Source organism: Streptomyces sp. NPDC020996 (assembly GCF_040641355.1).
GTDB lineage: Bacteria > Actinomycetota > Actinomycetes > Streptomycetales > Streptomycetaceae > Streptomyces.
The window spans coordinates 1-18549 of sequence record NZ_JBFADM010000076.1 but is presented as its reverse complement, the minus strand read 5'-3'; the positions used below and the strand labels follow the sequence as shown (position 1 = coordinate 18549).

At 74.1% G+C, this 18549-nt stretch carries 15 protein-coding genes and 1 pseudogene; 3 read left to right on the top strand and 13 right to left on the bottom strand.

The genetic code is table 11. The features are described from left to right. Positions 1-63 precede the first annotated feature (63 nt). The 9 genes from AB0G63_RS34355 to rimP form a co-directional block, all read right to left on the bottom strand. On the bottom strand, positions 64-1011 hold the full coding sequence (locus AB0G63_RS34355) for a bifunctional riboflavin kinase/FAD synthetase (RefSeq protein WP_360758519.1): 948 nt from the start codon (positions 1009-1011) through the stop codon (positions 64-66). Between the two features lie 145 nt (positions 1012-1156). Continuing rightward, a complete protein-coding gene (locus AB0G63_RS34350; protein ID WP_360758517.1) occupies positions 1157-4858 on the bottom strand; it encodes a trypsin-like peptidase domain-containing protein in 3702 nt (1233 codons plus the stop codon). Positions 4859-5174: 316 nt separating this feature from the next. Continuing rightward, the gene (truB, locus tag AB0G63_RS34345; RefSeq protein ID WP_360758516.1) at positions 5175-6080 is read right to left on the bottom strand and encodes a tRNA pseudouridine(55) synthase TruB; all 906 of its coding nucleotides are present in this window, start codon (positions 6078-6080) and stop codon (positions 5175-5177) included. Further along, on the bottom strand, positions 6077-6523 hold the full coding sequence (gene rbfA, locus AB0G63_RS34340; RefSeq protein WP_324790264.1) for a 30S ribosome-binding factor RbfA: 447 nt from the start codon (positions 6521-6523) through the stop codon (positions 6077-6079). The genes truB and rbfA overlap by 4 nt, the downstream gene beginning before the upstream one ends. Positions 6524-6561: 38 nt before the next feature. Continuing rightward, on the bottom strand, positions 6562-6855 hold the full coding sequence (locus AB0G63_RS34335; RefSeq protein ID WP_360758514.1) for a DUF503 domain-containing protein: 294 nt from the start codon (positions 6853-6855) through the stop codon (positions 6562-6564). A gap of 153 nt (positions 6856-7008) precedes the next feature. Beyond that, on the bottom strand, positions 7009-10089 hold the full coding sequence (gene infB, locus AB0G63_RS34330) for a translation initiation factor IF-2 (protein ID WP_360758512.1): 3081 nt from the start codon (positions 10087-10089) through the stop codon (positions 7009-7011). A gap of 147 nt (positions 10090-10236) precedes the next feature. Beyond that, on the bottom strand, positions 10237-10533 hold the full coding sequence (locus AB0G63_RS34325) for a YlxR family protein (RefSeq protein ID WP_360758510.1): 297 nt from the start codon (positions 10531-10533) through the stop codon (positions 10237-10239). A gap of 101 nt (positions 10534-10634) precedes the next feature. Beyond that, positions 10635-11624: a transcription termination factor NusA gene (gene nusA / locus AB0G63_RS34320; protein ID WP_360758508.1), complete on the bottom strand. Its 990-nt coding sequence runs from the start codon at positions 11622-11624 to the stop codon at positions 10635-10637. Positions 11625-11626: 2 nt separating this feature from the next. Next, the gene (gene rimP / locus AB0G63_RS34315; protein WP_360758506.1) at positions 11627-12133 is read right to left on the bottom strand and encodes a ribosome maturation factor RimP; all 507 of its coding nucleotides are present in this window, start codon (positions 12131-12133) and stop codon (positions 11627-11629) included. A 402-nt stretch (positions 12134-12535) separates the two neighbouring features. On the opposite strand from rimP, the gene AB0G63_RS34310 reads away from it, so the two are divergent. From AB0G63_RS34310 to AB0G63_RS34300, 3 genes are read left to right on the top strand one after another with little or no spacing between them, the layout of a single operon-like run. Further along, entirely contained in the window at positions 12536-13087 is a 552-nt protein-coding gene (locus AB0G63_RS34310; protein ID WP_360758504.1) for a hypothetical protein, read from the top strand. Then, complete coding sequence (locus AB0G63_RS34305; RefSeq protein ID WP_360758502.1) at positions 13084-13542, top strand: ferritin-like domain-containing protein; 459 nt, start codon at positions 13084-13086, stop codon at positions 13540-13542. Before AB0G63_RS34310 ends, AB0G63_RS34305 begins: the two co-directional genes overlap by 4 nt. A gap of 27 nt (positions 13543-13569) precedes the next feature. Continuing rightward, positions 13570-14469, top strand: a complete 900-nt coding sequence (locus AB0G63_RS34300) for an aminoglycoside phosphotransferase family protein (RefSeq protein WP_360758500.1) — start codon at positions 13570-13572, stop codon at positions 14467-14469. Positions 14470-14977: 508 nt separating this feature from the next. Here the strand turns inward: AB0G63_RS34300 and AB0G63_RS34295 are convergent. The 4 genes and pseudogenes from AB0G63_RS34295 to AB0G63_RS34280 all read right to left on the bottom strand — a co-directional run. After that, positions 14978-16678 (bottom strand): proline--tRNA ligase, encoded by a 1701-nt coding sequence (locus AB0G63_RS34295; RefSeq protein WP_360758498.1) that lies wholly within the window; start codon positions 16676-16678, stop codon positions 14978-14980. A gap of 88 nt (positions 16679-16766) precedes the next feature. Continuing rightward, entirely contained in the window at positions 16767-17339 is a 573-nt protein-coding gene (locus AB0G63_RS34290; RefSeq protein WP_360758496.1) for a GNAT family N-acetyltransferase, read from the bottom strand. A 53-nt stretch (positions 17340-17392) separates the two neighbouring features. Then, entirely contained in the window at positions 17393-18241 is an 849-nt protein-coding gene (locus tag AB0G63_RS34285; RefSeq protein ID WP_360758494.1) for a GNAT family N-acetyltransferase, read from the bottom strand. Positions 18242-18390: 149 nt separating this feature from the next. Continuing rightward, positions 18391-18549 (bottom strand): annotated as a pseudogene (locus AB0G63_RS34280) (4-hydroxy-3-methylbut-2-en-1-yl diphosphate synthase); the annotation flags it as partial.

Below are 18549 nucleotides of genomic sequence, written 5' to 3'. Positions count from 1 at the left end.
GAGCGGAAGAAGGGCGGCCGGTGCCCGCGAGGCACCGGCCGCCCTTCGGCGTCACAGCGGCGGTCACCCGGCCGCGGCCACCAACTGCCGGCAGCGCTCGACGTCCTTGGCCATCTGCTCCAGCAGCGCTTCCAGCGACTCGAACTTCGCCTGTCCGCGGACGAACGCCAGGAAGTCCACGGCGACGTGCAGGCCGTACAGATCCAGGCCGACGCGGTCGATGGCGTACGCCTCCACCGTGCGCTCGGTGCCGTCGAACTGCGGGTTCGTGCCGACGGAGATCGCGGCCGGCATCGCCTCGCCCTGGACGTGCAGCCAGCCGGCGTAGACGCCGTCGGCCGGGATCGCGGTGTGCGGCAGCGTCTCGACGTTGGCGGTCGGGTAGCCGAGTTCCCGGCCCCGCTGGGCCCCGCGTACGACCACGCCCTCCACCCGGTGCGGGTGGCCGAGGATCTCCCCGGCGCCCTCTACGTCGCCCTCGGCGACCAGGCGCCGGGTGAGCGTCGAGGAGAACGGCTCGCCGCCGCCCGCCTCGCCGCTGACGTACAGTTCGACGACCTCGACCTCGAAGTCGTAGATCTTGCCCTGCTCGGCCAGGAACTCGACGTTGCCCGCGGCGCGGTGGCCGAAGCGGAAGTTCGGGCCCTCGACGACCGCCTTGGCGTGCAGCCTGTCGACGAGGACCTTGACGACGAAGTCGGCCGGCGACAGCTTCGAGAACTCGGTGGTGAACGGCAGGATCAGCACGGCGTCCACGCCGAGGTCGGCCATGAGCTCGGCGCGGCGGTGGTGCGGGGCCAGCAGCGGCGGATGGCTGCCGGGGCGGACGACCTCGCTGGGGTGCGGGTCGAAGGTGACGACGACGGCGGGAACGCCCAGCTCCCGCGCACGGTCCACGGCATGCCTGATGATCAGCTGGTGCCCGCGGTGCACCCCGTCGTAGGAACCGATGGTGACGACGCTGCGCCCCCAGTCCTCGGGGATGTCCTCCAAGCCACGCCAGCGCTGCACTGTGACCGCTCCTCGAACCCGTGTCCGTATTTACCGTTGACCACATCTACCGTTGGCCACTTACGCAGGTCTAAGGGTGCCATGCCGGGGGCGGCCTGCCCGCACCGGCATCGAGGCTGTGACAGGACGCACGTGTCACCTGCGCTCAGGCCGGGACGCGGACGCCCGCGATGTTCTCGAGCGTACGGCGGGCGCCGGGTCCGACCACGGCCGCCCAGGCCTGCGGCGCGTCGGCCGTCCAGCCGAGCACGCGGGCCGCGAATCCGGGTACGCGGCGGCCCAGGTCGGCCAGGCGGCGGTCGAGGCGGGCCGCGCCGTCCGGGGTGCGGGTGAGGAGCAGGCCGGTGCGGTGGACCAGGGCGCGGACGTCGTCGCCGCCGTGGCGGACGGCCGTGTGCAGCACGGCGTCCAGGACGGCGGGGGCCTCTTCGCGGGCCAGCAGGACGTCGAGCAGTTCGCGGCGCAGAGGCCGGGAGGCGGGAGCCCCGGGAGCGGCGAGGACGGCGGCGAGCGCGGCGCGCATGTCCTCGGCGCCGTCGTCGAGCAGCCCGGTGACCAGCGGGAGGAGCGCGGCGCGGGCGGCGGGGCCCCGGTCGAGACGCCGGTCGAGGTGGGCGGCGACGGCGGCACACACGCCGCCATCGACGCAGGCGCCAGCGCGGGCGCAAGCATCGGCGCGGGCGCAAGCATCGGCGCGGGCGCAAGCATCGGCGCGGGCGCAAGCATCGGCGCGGGCGCAGGCGTCGGCGCGGGTATCGCCGGTGGTCTCCGGGTGACGCCCGGCCGCCTCCCGGCACCGCCCCACCACTTCCCGGAGGAGCGTGGCGACCAGGTCGGCCACCGGTGGCGTGGCCGCGTGGACGAGCGTGCGCAGCGCCTCCGCCGCGTCGGGTCCGCGCAGCCGGGCGCGGAAGGCGTCCAGGACCGGGGCCGGGTGGGTCGTCAGGGCACCGGCCAGCGCGTCGGGCGGGAACGACGGGTCGCCCGCCGCGAAGTGCCGCAGGGCCTGCGGGAGATGGCGGGAGCGGGTGCGTGGATCGCGGACCAGGAGGGCGAGCGCGCCGCCGTGCAGGGTGCGGTCGGCGGGGCGGGCGAGCAGTGCGAGGGCCACGTAGCGCAGCAGGGCGCGGTCGGCCTCCGTGCGTACGTGCGGGGCGGCGCGCAGCCCGTGCGTCACCGCCGCGGCACGCCGGGCCGGCCGTTCGTCGTGCGCCCACCGGTCGACGGCCCGGCACAGGCCGGACGGCTCGTCCTGCGCCAGCACGCCGAGCAGTTCGCCGGCCCGCCGGTGCCCGCTCCCGACCAGCACCTCGGTCAGTTCGTCCAGGGCGCGCCGCCGGTGGGTGTGCAGCAGCGCCTGCGCGGCGTCGGCGACGGTCGCGTGCGGGGTCGCGGGCAGCGGCCGGTCGTCGTCGAACCAGCGGACGAGGAGCGGCTGTACGGCGATGGGGTCGGCGGCGAGGAGCCGGGCGGCCGTGTCCAGGAAGCGCGGGCCGGTGTCCTGCGGGGGGCCGTCGGCGAGGACGAGGGTGCGCAGCAGGCCGAAGCGGACGGCTTCCGGTACGGGCAGCGCACTCCAGAAACCGGGTCCGAACTCCCTTGCGAGCGCGCCCTGTCGGGGCCGCTCTGCCACGATGCGGTCGGCGATCCGGCGGAGCACCTCCTCGTACGGCGTGGCGTCCGGCACCCGCCGCAGGGTCTCGGCGAGCAGCCGGGCGGCCCACCAGGAGTGCGGCCCCGGATCCGGGGCGTCGTCCAGCGCGTCGGCCAACTCCTCCAGTCGCCCGGCCAGTTCGCGGGTGCCGTGGCGGCGGCCGAGGAACAGCAATGCCTCGACGACAGGGCCGGCGCGATGACGCGGCACGGGGTCCGGCCCGGCGTCGGGCTGGGTGCGGTGGTGGACCAGGCGGTGGAGGGCCTCGTCGAGGTCGAGGTGCATGCCCTGGAGCCAGTCGGCCGACTCCTCGTGGGCGAAGCGGTAGCCGGAGCCGGCGGGCACGAGGAGGCCCTCGGTGAGGACGGCGGACGCCCAGCCGGTGCCGCCGCCGAGCCGTGCGGGGGCCCGGCCCGGAGGGAACACCGCCTCGAACGACGCCCGGTCGAGCGTGCCCCGGCCGGAGCCGAGGCTGCGGCGGGCGGCCTCGTGGACCTGGCCGGCGACCCTGGCGGCGAGCCGGCGTACGGCGGAGCCGCGCAGGCCGTTCGCGGCGGCGAGGCGTACGGCGACGCGCAGGCACATCAGGTCCAGGTGGGCCGAGAGGACGTCGTCGCGGTCCACCCGGGCGCGGGGGGCGTCGGCGGCGTCGGGCAGGGCGGCGCGGACCTCGGACAGCAGCCGGAGGGTCAGCGGGTGGCGGGCGTCGGCGCCGCGCAGGGTGCCCTCGGGGATGCCGTGCTGCGCGCGGGCCCGGCGGGCCTCGTCCTCGGTGAGGTCGCCCAGGTGCACGCAGGGCGGCAGCCCCGCGGGAGCCGCCGGGGTCCGGTCACCGGCGGGGGAAGGCGCGGCCCGGTGCAGCAGGTCCTGAGGGAACCGGGCGCCCGTCTCCTCCCAGTACTGCGCCCGGCACGCCACCACCAGCCGCGCGCCCGTCTCCCGCAGCCACCGCGCCGTCCCCGCCGCCCACTCGGACAGCCGGCGGGCCGAGGCGGGAGGCGCCTCCTCGGGGTCGTCGAGCAGGATCAGCAGCGGCCGGCCGGCCGTGCGTGCGACGTGGGCGAGGCGGGCCGGGGTGGCGTCACAGAGTCCGGGGCCCACCGCCCGGACCAGTGCCCGGTGGGCGGCGTCCGCGACCGACGCGTCGGTGTCCCTCAGGTCTGTGCCGCGCAGCCACAGCGTGGGCGCGGGCTCCGCGCCGCGGGTGCGGCGGGCGGCGAGGGCCGCGAGTTCCGTCGTGCGGCCGCTGCCCGGCGGTGAGACGAGCGCGAGGACGGCGGCCGGACCGGCGGTGAACGCGGCGAACTCCCGCGAGATCACGGCGCGTTCGACCGGCCGCCCCGACAGCGACCCCGACGGCGCCCATGATGGCGCCCCCGACGGCACCCTCGGCGCGTCCGGCACATCCGGTACATCCAGCACATCCGGCATGTCCGGCACCTCCGGCACATCCGGCGGTACGTCCGGTACATGCGGTGGTGCGTCCGGGCCGGACGAGGCGGCCGTCAGGTGGAGGACTCCGGCCAGGTTCAGGTCGGCGCCGTACGCGGGCACCGTGGCGGCGTTCTCGGCGAGGAGCGCGGCGAGCGGGCCCTCGGCGGCGCGCGGCGGTACGGCGAAGCCGGTGTGGCGGTGGCCGGACCGCAGCACGGTGCCGAGGACGCCGACCACCGCGCCGGTCGCGGCGTCGAGAACCGGTCCCCCGGCCGCCCCGCCGCCCGGCCGCAGCGCGTCCCGGCCCGCCGTGCCGACGGCGAGTTCCAGCGCGTCGCCGAGGTGATGGAGGCGGTCGCCCGTCGGATACGTGACCGGGGTCGCGCCGAGCACCCGCGCCTCGCGCCAGCAGCCGGCCGCGATGCTGACGTACGTGCCGCTCTCGACGTGGTCCCGCACGGTGACGGGCAGCGGCTCGAGGCCCAGGCCCTCGGTGCGGACGAGGGCCAGTCCCAGCGCGGGCAGCGCGGTCACCGCGTCGGCGGTCACCCGGCAGCGGCGGTCACCGGCGCCGTGCAGCACCAGCCCGGCCAGGCCGTCGACCGCTTCGTGGGCGGTGATCAGGGTGCCGTGGCGGTCGGCCGCGAAGGCGGTGCCCCGGGGACGGCCGGCCAGGTCGTGCACGCGGGCCAGGGCGGCGTCGGGGGCCGGCCGGGCGCTCCAGGGAGCCCGTTCGTGCCGAGGTACCTCTCCCGCCATGGTCGAACCTTCCGCCGTACGTCCGCCGTACATCTGTGCACTGACCTCGACGTTAGGCACGGCATGATCGGCGGCACAGAGCGCGGCGGGAACGCGCCCCCTCGCACTCCCCCGGTTCACTCCGAGCGCCTGCCCGGACGGGTGAATCGGCGGGGCCGGTTGGACACCTTAGGGGGTGGGGGAACCGAGGGGGGACCGTGGAGCGGCGGGCACATCGAACCCCGTGACCGCCGCTCCACGGACAGGCCGGGCCGAAGCCCGCCCCACGGAGCCGAAGCCCGCCCCACGGACAGGAGCCCTGCCGAAGGCCGCCGGCTCAGCCGAACACGGCCAGGCTCTTGGCCTTGCCCTTCTGTTCCTCGACGAGCGCGAGGAACCGGCCCTCGGGGTCGAAGACGGCCACGGCTCCGGCGCCGGAGTACACGTCCGGCATCTCCAGGCGTACGCCGTTGAGGAGCAGCCGGGCGCGGCGGGTGTCCACGTCCCAGCGGGGGAACGCGGCGGCGGCCGCCTCGGCGATCGGCATCACGGTCAGCTCCTGCTGGAGCTGGTCCAGCGTCCTGGCGGCGTCCAGCTTGTACGGGCCGACGCGGGTGCGGCGCAGCGCCGTGAGGTGGCCGCCGACGCCCAGGCCGGCGCCCAGGTCGCGGGCCAGGGCCCGGATGTAGGTCCCGGAGGAGCAGACCACCGACACGACCAGGTCGAGGACCGGGGTGCCGTCCTCGGCGACGGCGTCCCGGACGTCGTACACGGCGAAGGACGAGACGGTGACCGGGCGGGCCGGGATCTCGAAGTCCTCGCCCTCCCGGGCCCGCTTGTACGACCGCACGCCGTCGATCTTGATGGCGCTGACCTTGGACGGGACCTGCATGATGTCGCCGGTCAGCTTGGCGATCTGGGCGTCGACGGCGTCGCGGGTGACCTTGGAGGCGTCGGTGGACGCCGTGATCTCGCCCTCGGCGTCGTCGGTGACCGTGGTCTGGCCGAGCCGGATCGTGCCCAGGTACTCCTTCTCGGTCAGCGCCAGGTGGCCGAGGAGCTTGGTGGCCCTCTCGACGCCGAGGACCAGGACCCCCGTCGCCATCGGGTCGAGGGTGCCCGCGTGGCCGACGCGCCGGGTCCGGGCGATGCCGCGCATCTTGGCGACCACGTCGTGCGAAGTGAAGCCCGACGGCTTGTCGACGATGACGAGGCCGTCGGGCGTCCGGTTGTTCTGGGTCATTCGGCGGTGTCGTCCTCGTCCTCACCCGGCTTCTTGTACGGGTCCGCGCCGCCGGCGTACGCGGCGCCCGCGGACGCCTCGCGCACCTTGGCGTCGGACTCGCGCGCCCGGTCGAGGAGGTCCTCGATGGTCCGGGCGGTGTCCGGGAGCGCGTCCGCCACGAAGGTCAAGGTGGGGGTGAACTTCACGCCCGCCGCCGCGCCGACCGCCGAGCGGAGCACGCCCTTGGCGCTCTCCAGACCGGCGGCCGCGGCCTTGCGCTCCTCCTCGTCCCCGTACACCGTGTAGAAGACGGTCGCCTCCCGGAGGTCCCCGGTGACCCGGGTGTCCGTGATGGTGACGTGCGAGCCGAGCCGCGGGTCCTTGATCCCGCGCTGCAGCTTCTGGGCCACCACCTCTCGGATGAGGTCCGCCAGCCTCTTAGCCCGCGCGTTGTCGGCCACTGGTCGTCTCCCGTTCTTTCTTTCTCTGCGTTCTGTGGTCAGTCGTCGTCGCCGTGGAAGCGGCGTCTCACCGACAGCAGCTCCACCTCGGGGCGCCCGGCGACCAGCCGCTCGCACCGGTCCAGTACGTCGCTGACGTGGCCCGCGTCGCCTGCCACGACCGCCAGGCCGATGCCGGCCCTGCGGTACAGGTCCATGTGGTCGACCTCGGCCGCGCTCACGGAGTACTTCCGCTGCAGCTCGGCGACGATCGGGCGGACGACGGAGCGTTTCTCCTTCAGCGACCGTACGTCGCCGAGGAGCAGGTCGAAGGACAGAGTCCCCACATACATGTGTGCCCGGATGACCCGCCGGTACGGGATCGATGGGCCCGCCGGACCACCGGCGGGAACATCAGCACCGTACAACGAACGGCCGGGGCCGATCGACGGAAATTACTCTCCGTCGACCGGCCCCGGACCGGACCGTCTCGGAAGGCCGGGCGCTTAGGCGCGCGGCTTCTCCCGCATCTCGTACGTCGCGATGACGTCGTCGACCTTGATGTCGTTGAAGTTTCCGAGGTTGATACCGCCCTCGTAGCCTTCGCGGATCTCGGTGACGTCGTCCTTGAAGCGACGCAGGCCCTCGATGGTGAGGTTCTCCGCGACCACCTTGCCGTCGCGGATGAGGCGGGCCTTGGTGTTGCGGCGCACCTCGCCGGACCGGATGAGGACACCGGCGATGTTGCCCAGCTTGGACGACTTGAAGACCTCGCGGATCTCCGCCGTGCCGAGCTCGACCTCCTCGTACTCCGGCTTGAGCATGCCCTTGAGGGCCGCCTCGATCTCCTCGATCGCCTGGTAGATGACCGAGTAGTACCGGACGTCCACGCCCTCGCGCTCGGCCATCTGCGCCGCGCGGCCGGCCGCGCGGACGTTGAAGCCGATCACGATGGCGTCGGAGCCCATCGCCAGGTCGATGTCCGACTCCGTGACCGCACCGACGCCGCGGTGCAGGACCCGGATGTCGACCTCTTCGCCGACGTCCAGCTGGAGCAGGGAGGACTCGAGCGCCTCGACCGAACCAGAAGCGTCACCCTTGATGATCAGGTTCAGCTGCTGGACCTCGCCGGCCTTGAGCACCTTGTCCAGGTCCTCCAGGGACACGCGGCGCGTGCGCTTGGCGAAGGCCGCGTTGCGCTCGCGGGCGGCGCGCTTCTCGGCGATCTGACGGGCCGTACGGTCCTCGTCGACCACCAGGAAGTTGTCGCCCGCGCCCGGGACGTTGGTCAGGCCCAGGACCTGGACCGGCGTCGACGGGCCCGCCTCGGCGACGTTGTTGCCGTTGTCGTCGAGCATGGCGCGCACCCGGCCGTAGGCGTCGCCCACGACCATCGTGTCGCCGACCCGCAGCGTGCCGCGCTGGACGAGGACCGTCGCCACGGCACCGCGGCCGCGGTCGAGACGGGACTCGATCGAGATGCCCTGCGCGTCCTGGTTCGGGTTGGCCCGCAGGTCGAGCGAGGCGTCGGCCGTGAGGATCACGGCCTCCAGCAGCGAGTCGATGTGCAGACCCTGCTTGGCGGAGATGTCGACGAACATGGTGTCGCCGCCGTACTCCTCGGCCACCAGGCCGTACTCGGTCAGCTGACCGCGCACCTTGGTCGGGTCCGCGCCCTCGACGTCGATCTTGTTGACCGCGACGACGATCGGGACGTCGGCCGCCTTGGCGTGGTTGAGCGCCTCGACCGTCTGCGGCATGACGCCGTCGTTGGCCGCGACGACCAGGATCGCGATGTCGGTCGACTTCGCACCGCGGGCACGCATGGCGGTGAACGCCTCGTGACCCGGGGTGTCGATGAAGGTGATCTTGCGCTCTTCGTCGTTGACCTCGGTCGCGACCTGGTAGGCACCGATGTGCTGGGTGATGCCGCCGGCCTCGCCCGCGATGACGTTCGTCTTGCGGATGGCGTCGAGCAGGCGGGTCTTGCCGTGGTCGACGTGACCCATGACGGTGACGACCGGCGGACGGACGACCAGGTCCTCCTCCGAGCCCTCGTCCTCGCCGAACTCGATGTCGAAGGACTCGAGCAGCTCGCGGTCCTCCTCCTCGGGGCTGACGATCTGAACCGTGTAGTTCATCTCGTCGGCGAGGAGCTGCAGCGTCTCGTCGGAGACGGACTGCGTGGCCGTGACCATCTCGCCCAGGTTCATCATCACCGCGACGAGCGACGCCGGGTTGGCGTTGATCTTCTCGGCGAAGTCGGTGAGCGACGCACCGCGCGACAGGCGAATGCTCTCGCCGTTGCCGCGAGGCAGCATCACGCCGCCGACCGACGGGGCCTGCATGGCCTCGTACTCCTGGCGCCTCTGCCGCTTCGACTTGCGGCCACGGCGCGCGGGACCGCCGGGACGGCCGAAGGCGCCCTGCGTGCCACCGCGACCGCCCGGACCGCCGGGACGACCGCCGAAGCCGGGACGGCCACCGCCGCCGGCGCCGGGACCACCCGGACGGCCGGCGAAGCCACCGCCGCCGCCACCGGGACCGCCGGGACGACCGGCGAAGCCACCGCCGCCACCGCCGCCGGGACGACCGGCGAAGCCGCCGCCGCCCGGACGTCCGGCGCCGCCGGGACGACCGGCACCGCCGGGACCGCGGCCACCGGGGCCACCGCCGCCGGGACGCGGACCCGCAGCGGGACGCTGCGGCATCATGCCGGGGTTCGGACGCGGGCCGCCGGGGCCGCCGCCGGGACGCGGACCGCCCTGCGGACGGGGCATGCCGGCCGGCGTCGGACGCGGACCGCCCGGAGCCTGCGGACGCGGACCGCCGCCCTGGGCGCCGCCGGGCGCCTGGGGCCGGGGACCGGCGCCGGGGGCACCGGGACCGCCCGGACGAGGCCCCTGCGGCCGGGGCGCCTGCGGGCGCGCCATGCCGGTGGAGCCACCGGAGGTGAAGGGGTTGTTGCCCGGGCGCGGACCGGCCGGGCGTCCACCCGGACGCGGTGCCTGACCGCCGGGGCGCGGGGCGCCCTGACCGGGACGGCCCTGACCCTGGCCCTGACCGCCGGCCGGACGGCCGCCGGGCTTGGGGGCACCGGGACGGGCGCCGGGACGCGGGCCCTGGGAGGCCGGCGCGGACGGGGCCGGAGCCGGCGCCGACGGCGGAGCGGTGAACTCCGGCGTGGTGGGCGCGGCAGGAGCCGGACGCGGTGCGGGCCTGGGGCCCGGCGTCGGACGCGGTCCCGGAGCCGGCGCGGGCGCCGACGGGGCCGCGGGCTGCTGCGCCGCGGCGGGCCTGGGCGCGGCCGGAGCCGGCGCCGGCGGCCTCGGGGCAGCCGGACGGGCCGCCTGCGCCGGAGAGGGCGCGCCGGGCTTGGGGGCGGCCTTCCGGGGCGCGGGGCGGCCGGCGGACTTGCCGTTGCCGCTGCCCGCCTGGAAGGCGTCAGTCAGTTTGCGTACTACGGGCGCTTCGATGGTCGAAGACGCCGAACGGACGAATTCACCGAGTTCCTGGAGCTTGGCCATGACGACCTTGCTCTCGACACCGAACTCCTTGGCGAGTTCGTAGACCCGGACCTTAGCCACTTCGCTCCTTTGAGGTCCGGGTTGCGGCCGGACCGTCGCTAGTTCATGGGCGTACTCATCGCGTACTCATCGAGTGCTCATCGCAATCTCGACCTGCTTTCGACTCGCGAGGTACCAGGCCGCACGGGGGGTTCCGTGCGGCACGACTTACGGTGTTGCCCGATCGGCAACTGTCGTCTGCTCGACGTATCGGCGCAACGCCTTTGTGTCGAGCGCTCCCGGGGCGCGCAGTGCCCGCGTGAACGCCCGGCGGCGTACCGCCTGGTCGAGACAGACCGAGGCGGGGTGCACATAGGCACCCCGGCCGGGCAGCGTACCGCGAGGATCGGGGACGCACTCGTCCTCGATCGCCACGATGCGCAGTAGGTCGGCCTTGGCCGCTCGCTCCCGGCATCCCACACACGTGCGTTCAGGGCATGTTCGGGTGCGCGTCCGGCCAGACACTCTTAAGTCTACCTCCCCGTACCGACCTCACCCCTTTGGGGCTGAGATCGAACGTTGCTGCGCACATAACTGTCGTGATCTAAGCGACCTGCGGCTTGGAACTATTCCCCGGCTGTCTGCTCGGTGTCCGGGCGGATGTCGATACGCCATCCGGTGAGCCGGGCGGCGAGCCGGGCGTTCTGCCCCTCCTTGCCGATGGCGAGGGACAGTTGGTAGTCCGGCACGGTCACCCGGGCGGACCTGGCGGCCATGTCCACGACCTCCACCTTGGAGACCCGGGCGGGTGACAGCGCGTTGGCGACCATCTCCGCGGGGTCGTCCGACCAGTCGACGATGTCGATCTTCTCGCCGTTCAGTTCGCCCATGACATTGCGCACACGTCCGCCCATCGGACCGATGCAGGCGCCCTTGGCGTTCAGGCCCGATCGGGTGGACCGGACGGCGATCTTCGTGCGGTGACCGGCCTCGCGTGCGATCGCGGCGATCTCGACGGACCCGTCGGCGATCTCCGGCACCTCGAGCGCGAACAGCTTCTTCACCAGGTTCGGGTGGGTGCGGGAGAGCGTCACGGACGGGCCGCGGACGCCCTTCGCCACCCGGACGACGTACGACCTCAGGCGCATGCCGTGCTGGTACGTCTCGCCGGGCACCTGCTCCTGCACCGGCAGGATGGCCTCCAGCTTGCCGATGTCCACCAGCACGTTCTTCGGGTCGCGGCCCTGCTGGACCACGCCGGTGACGATGTCGCCCTCGCGGCCGGCGTACTCGCCGAGCGTCGCGTCGTCCTCGGCGTCGCGCAGCCGCTGCAGGATCACCTGCTTGGCGGTGGTGGCGGCGATGCGGCCGAAACCGGACGGGGTGTCGTCGAACTCGCGGGGCTCCTGGCCCTCCTCGAGGTCCTCGGGATCCTCCTTCGCCCACACGGTCACATGCCCGGTCTCCCGGTTGAGCTCCACGCGCGCGTGGCGGCGGCTTCCCTCGGTGCGGTGGTAGGCGATGAGGAGGGCCGACTCGATCGCCTCGACCAGCAGGTCGAAGGAGATCTCCTTCTCCCGTACCAAGCCCCGCAGGGCACTCATGTCGATGTCCACGGCTACGCCTCCTCTGCGTTCTCTTCGTGCTTGTCCTTACGGCTGAATTCCACCTGCACGCGGGCCTTCTCGATCTCGGGGAAGGCGATCCTGCGCGTGGTGGCCCTGCGCCCCTTGACCCCGGGCACCTCGAGGTCGAGTCCTGCGTCGTCGACCTTGAGGATTCTGGCGACCAGCTCGCCGCCCTCGGCCAGCTGGAACTTCACCAGCCGGTCGATCGCGCGGACGTAGTGCCGGTGTTCCGTGAGGAGGCGTTCCGCGCCCGGGGTGCCGACCTCGAGGGTGTACTCGCCCTCGCCCATCGCGTCCGTCTCGTCGAGCTTCGCCGAGAGCGCGCGGCTCACATCGGCGATCTGGTCCAGGTCGGCACCGGTGTCGGAGTCGACGACCACGCGCAGCACCCGCTTGCGTCCGACCGAGTCCACCGCGATCTCCTCGAGATCCAGGCCCTGGGAGCTGACGAGCGGTTCCAGGAGCTCTCGCAGCCTCTCGCTGTGGGTGGTGCTCATCCGGGTGACTCCTCGGCCGCGTGTGCTGTTGTGGGATGGGTCGCGTGTCTGGTCAAAGGGTATCGGGTCGCGGGGGGTGTTGCCGTCCACGCCCGCAGGGGCGGACGCCGGTGCCTGACGGCGGGCGGGGGCGCGGGTGATGCCGGCGGCGCACGGAAACACGGCCGGGTGCCGGCACCCGGCAGCGGACGGAGGCACGCACGGTGCCAGTGCCCGGCGGCAGGCGCAGGCACGGCCGGTGCCCGGCGGCGCACGGAGACACGGCCGGGTGCCGGCACCCGGCAGCGGACGGATACGCGGGCGGTGCCGGTGCCCGGCGGCGGGCGGGGGCGCGGGTACCGTGATCACGGCGGGCCGCCCTTCCCGCCCGTTTGTTCGTACGAGCCTCCGAGGACGTCTGCCGTGCCGTACCCCCCGCCGTCGCGCGCCCTGTCCGCGCCGCGCAGAAGATCCCTGCTCGCCTCGGCCGCCGGGGCCGCCCTGCTGGCGGGCTGCTCGTCCGGAGCCGGCCCGTCGGAGGAGAGCGGGGGCGGCCGTCCGTCGGCCGCCGAGCGGGCACGCGCGCGTGCGGCCCGGGACAGCGCGGGCCTGCTGGAGCGGTACGACGGTGTGATCGCCGCGTTCCCCGGGCTCGCCGAGCGGCTGGCACCGTTGCGGGCGGAGGTCGCGCGGCATGCGGAGGCGTTCGGGGGCAAGGGCGGGACGACGTCGCCGTCCCCCTCGGCCCCGTCGGCCGACGCGTCCGCGTCCCCGTCGGTGACCGCCTCGGCGTCGGCCACCGCGCCCGCCGACGAGAAGTCCGCCCTCGCCGGGCTCGCCGCCGCGGAGCGCTCCCTGGCCGACCGCCGCACGGCCGCGCTCGACGGCCTGCCGGGCGAACTGGCACGCCTGCTCGCCTCGGTGGCGGCGGCGGGCGCCGCGCACGCGTACCTGCTGACGGAAGGCGCCCGGTGAGCGAGCAGAGGCGGTTGCAGGCCCTTCAGGCGGCGCTGGCGGCCGAGCATGCCGCCGTGTACGGGTACGGGGTGGTCGGCGGGCGGATCGGTGAGCGGCGCCGGGCGGAGGCCCGGTCCGCGTACGACGCCCACCGGGCCCGGCGGGACACGCTGGTGCGCGAGGTGCGCGACCTGGGCGGCACCCCGGCGGCGGCCGCGGCGGCTTACGCGCTGCCTTTTCCGGTGCCGGACTCGGCCGCGGCGGTGCGGCTGGCCGCCGAGTTGGAGGACCGGGTGGCCGGGGTGTACTCCGACCTGGTGCGGGCGTCCGGAGGCGAGCTGCGGCGCGGCGCCGCCGAGGCGCTGCGCGAGGCGGCGGTGCGCGCGGTGCGCTGGCGCGGGGAGAGCGTAGCCTTCCCTGGTCTCGCCGAGCGGGCGGCCGACGCCGGTCCGTCGGCGACGCCGACGGCGTGACCGGGACTGGAAAGGGACGACTCGCGCATGGCCTTGGAACCCCCGCGACGCCTGGTCAGGGCGCTCGGTGAGAGCGCGCCGGGCGGTGACGACTGGCTGGAGCAGCTGCCCCGGGCGGTGCGACAGGCCGTTGCCCTGCGTGAGCTGACTGTCGAACGGGTCCAGGTGCCGGGCGGGCGCAGCAGTCTGGTGGTGCTGGTGCGGCGGCCGGACGGCACCCCCGTCGTGCTCAAGCTGGCGCCGCCCCGGGCGCGTCCGGAGAGCGAGCGGGCCGCGCTCGCGCACTGGGACGGCCTGGGCGCCGTGCAGCTGCTGGAGCCCTTCGTGACCGAGGGCGTGCTGCTGCTGGAGCGGCTGCACCCGGACGTCTCGGTGCGGTCGCTGCCGGAGGCGAGGGCCCAGCTGGAGGCGGCGGGCACGCTGCGGCGGCTGTGGGTGGGGCCGCCCGCCGGACACTCCTTCGAGACGGTGGCCGAGCGGACCGGCCGGCAGGCGGCGGCGATGCGGGCGAGCGCGTCGGCGAACCCCGAGCTGGCCCCGCTGGTCTACGCGGCGCTCGCGGCCCGCGAGGAACTGCTGGCGGCGCCGCCCGAGCAGCGTCTGCTGCACGGGACCTTCCGGCAGAGCAAGGTGCTCGCCGGGGAGCGGATGCCGTGGCTGGCGGTGGGCCCGGACCCGGTGGTCGGCGAGTGCGCCTTCGACCTGGCGCGGCTGGTACGGGACCGGGTGGAGGACCTGATCGCCTCGCCGTCCGGCGCCACCACGACCCGGCGGCGCGTGAAGCGGCTCGCGGAGGCGCTGGAGGTCGACCGGGAACGGCTGCGCGGCTGGACGCTGTTCAGGGCCGTGGAATCCGGCGTACGGGCGCGCAGGGTCGGACGGGAACGGGACGCCGAGCTGCTGCTGGAGTTCGCGAGCTGGCTCTGACCCCGGCCCACCGGCCGGATACCAGGGCCGTGCGGACGACCTGACCGCCTCGCCGCCCGGCACCCGCGACCTGCCGCACCTGTGGGCCCGGGCGCCGCTGACGAGCCCGTACGCCGGGCCGGCGCCGAGGCCGGCGGTGGCGAGGACCAGCACGCTGCCGCCGGGCGCGACGAGGTGACGACCGGCGACCCGGCGGTGGCGGAGACGGGCGGCGAGGTCCGGCGCGGCCCACGCGGCGCTCTCCTCACCGCGCGGCCGCGGCACCGACCGGACGGCGCAGCCGGTGCCATACCGACCGGCGCCACCGGGCCCGGACCGCTCCCGCCGGCCGGGTGCGGCGGGCCCCCGCCGCAGACACGGACCGGAACGCCGCCACGACCCGAACGCCCCCGGAAACGGACCGGAACCCGCCGCGCTACGGACCAGCAACCTGCCGGGGAACGGACCGGAACGCCGCCGGGGAACGGACCGGAAGGGAATCGGGACCGTAAGGGCCCCAAGGCCCCGCTCACGCGGTGAGGCGGGCGATGGCCTCCTCGACCGTCAGCTCCTCGCGCTCGCCGGTCTTACGGTCCTTCAGCTCCAGCACGCCCTCGGCGGAGCGGCGGCCCGCCACCAGGATCTTCGGTACGCCGATCAGCTCGGAGTCCGTGAACTTCACGCCCGGGGAGACCCCGGCCCGGTCGTCGACCAGGACGCGCAGGCCGGCGGCGCGCAGTCGCTCGGAGACGTCGAGCGCCAGCTCGATCTGCAGGGCCTTGCCCGCGGCCACCACGTGCACGTCGGCCGGGGCGACCTCCGCCGGCCAGCACAGGCCCTGCTCGTCGGCGGTCTGCTCGGCGAGGGCGGCGACGGCGCGGGAGACGCCGATGCCGTAGGAGCCCATGGTGACGCGGACCGGCTTGCCGTTCTGGCCGAGGACGTCGAGCTTGAGGGCGTCGGCGTACTTGCGGCCCAGCTGGAAGATGTGGCCGATCTCGATGGCGCGGTCCAGCTTCAGGCCGGTGCCGCACTTGGGGCACGGGTCGCCCTCCTGCACCACCACGACGTCGACGTACTCGTCGACCTCGAAGTCACGGCCGGCCACCACGTTCTTGGCGTGCAGGTCCGGCTTGTTGGCGCCGGTGATCCACGCGGTGCCCGGGGCGATCCGCGGGTCGGCGATGTACTTGGTCTTCTCCAGGCCCTGCGGGCCGACGTAGCCGCGTACCAGGTCCGGCCGGCTGGTGAAGTCCTCCTCGGTGACCATCTCGACGACGGCCGGGGCGAAGTGCGCCTCGACCTTGTCCAGGTCGACCTCGCGGTCGCCGGGGACGCCGACGGCGACGATCTCGCCATCGACCTTCACCAGGAGGTTCTTCAGGGTGGCGGAGGCCGGGACGCCGAGGGAGGCGGCGAGGGTCTCGATGGTGGGGGTGTTCGGGGTCGGGATCTCCTCGGCGGCCGGCACGCCGGCGGCGTCCTGGGGCCGCAGTTCGTAGGTGATCGCCTCGGTGTTGGCCGCGAAGTCGCAGTTCGGGCAGTCCGCGAAGGTGTCCTCGCCGGCGTCGGCCGGGGCGAGGAACTCCTCCGACTTCGAGCCGCCCATCGCGCCGGCGGTCGCCGCGCAGATGCGGTAGTCGAGGCCGAGACGGTCGAAGACCCGGCGGTAGGCCTCGCGGTGCAGGGCGTACGAGTGGGCGAGCCCCTCGTCGGTGAGGTCGAAGGAGTAGGAGTCCTTCATCAGGAACTCACGGCCGCGCAGGATGCCGGCCCGCGGGCGGGCCTCGTCGCGGTACTTGTGCTGGATCTGGTAGAGGATCACCGGCAGGTCCTTGTAGGAGGACGCCTGGTCCTTCACCAGCAGCGTGAAGATCTCCTCGTGCGTCGGGCCGAGGAGGTAGTCGCCGCCCTTGCGGTCCTTCAGGCGGAACAGCTCGGCGCCGTACTCCTCCCAGCGGCCGGTCGCCTCGTACGGCTCCCGCGGCAGCAGGGCGGGCAGCAGCACCTCCTGCGCGCCGATGGCGTCCATCTCCTCGCGGACGATCCGCTCCACGTTGGCGAGAACCTTCCGGCCCAGCGGCAGCCAGCTCCAGACGCCGGCGGCGGTCCGGCGGACGTAACCGGCGCGGACGAGCAGCTTGTGGCTGAGCACCTCGGCGTCCGCCGGGTCGTCGCGCAGCGTCTTCGCCATCAACTGGGACATGCGCTGGACCGGTGTGTTCGCCATGGTTCTCGTACTCCTGCTGCGGCGTAAGGGTGATGCCTAGGAGGTTAGCCGGGCCGCCGGGGGCGGCGGAAATCGGTTGGGGCAGGCCCTACCGGCGGCGGAGCAGTGGCAGGGGGGCGCCCATCACGGCGTAGGGCTTCGCGGCGCTCGGGAAGAGGACCTGGCGGGCCAGGTCCCGGTAGCCGAGGGAGCGGTAGAGGCCGCGCGCCGGGCTCTCGATGTCGATCGCGGACAGGATCGAGCGGGGCTCGGTGGCGCCGTCGGTGATCGTGGTGATGAGGGAGCGGCCGATGCCGCGGTTCTGGTAGCGCGGGTGGACGTGCAGCTCGGTGATCACGAAGGAGTCGTCGAGCCAGTCGTCGTGGCCCTGCGCCCGCAGGTACGGCTCGACGACGGTGGACCACCAGTGGGTGCGGTCGTTGGGCATGCCGTACACGAATCCGACGAGGTCGTCCCGGGCGGTGGTGGCGCCCAGGGCCCTCGCGCCGGGAAAGGTCATGTGGCGCAGGACGATCTGACGGCGTACGGCGACCTCTTCCGCGCCGAGTCCGAAGGCGACGGCCTGGACGGCGAGCGCTTCGTCGACCCGGGCGGGAAGGTCGAGCGGGCCGATCACCACGTCGTCGGGCTGGGAGTGACCGTGACCGGGAAAGCGCAGCATGCGGGGAGACTACAGGGATCGCGACAGCGACGGGTCCCGGAGCCGGGCCGAGGTCAGAACAGCACGCTCATGAACGCGCCGACCTCCCGGAAGCCCACTCTCCGGTACGTCCTGCGCGCGGCGGTGTTGAAGTCGTTGACGTAGAGGCTGACGACCGGTGCCACGTCGGCCAGCGCGTACCGCAGGACCGCCGCCATGCCGGGGGCGGCCAGGCCCTTCCCGCGGTACTCGGGGGCCACCCACACGCCCTGGATCTGGCAGGCCTGCGGCGTCGCCGCGCCGATCTCCGCCTTGAAGACGACCTTGCCGTGCTCGTCGAGGCGGGCGAAGGAGCGGCCGGAGCCGACCAGTTCGGCGACCCGGGCCTGGTAGAGCAGCCCGCCGTCGCCGGCCAGCGGGGAGACGCCGACCTCCTCGGTGAACATCGCCACGCACGCTGGCATGATCGTCTCCATCTCGTCCTTGCGGATGCGGCGGACGTAGGGATCCGGGGCTATGTCGGCGGGCATGCGGTCGGTGACCATGAGGGGCTGGTGCCTGCGGACCTCGCGGGCCGGACCCCAGCCCGGTTCGAGGAGGCGCCAGAGCTGGGCGGTGGGCTCGGCGGGGCCGACGATGGAGGAGCAGCGGCGGCCGGCCCGGCGGGCACGGTCGGCGAAGGCGCGCACGGCACGCGGGGTGGCGCAGATGGGGACGAGGTTGGCGCCCGCGTAACACAGGGACGTGAGTATCCCGTCCTCGTAGAAGCCCCACATCTCGCCGCCGAGCCGCCACGGGTCGAGGCCGGCGACCTGGACGCGGGAGGTCACGAAGGCGTTCGCGACCGGCTCGCGGTCCAGGACGGCGAGCGCGGCGTCCAGGTCGCCCGGTTCGAGCACTCTGGAGGTGGTCTGCGTCAACACGTGCGGGGCCTCACCCTGAGGGTTCGCTGATCTCCGCACTGTACCTGGCGAATTTGTGGCGCGCCGCCCCGTGGGGCGGGGTTGTGGGACGGATGCGGCGGCCGTGGCCCCGGGGGCGTTGCACCAGGTCGGCCGCGCCTGTGCCGTCGTCAGCCGGCGACGGACACCGAGGGCTCGCCGGAGGCGACGCCTTCGGCCTCCATCTGCTCCGCGAGCTTCATGGCCTCTTCGATCAGGGTCTCGACGATCTTCGACTCGGGGACGGTCTTGATGACCTCGCCCTTGACGAAGATCTGCCCCTTGCCGTT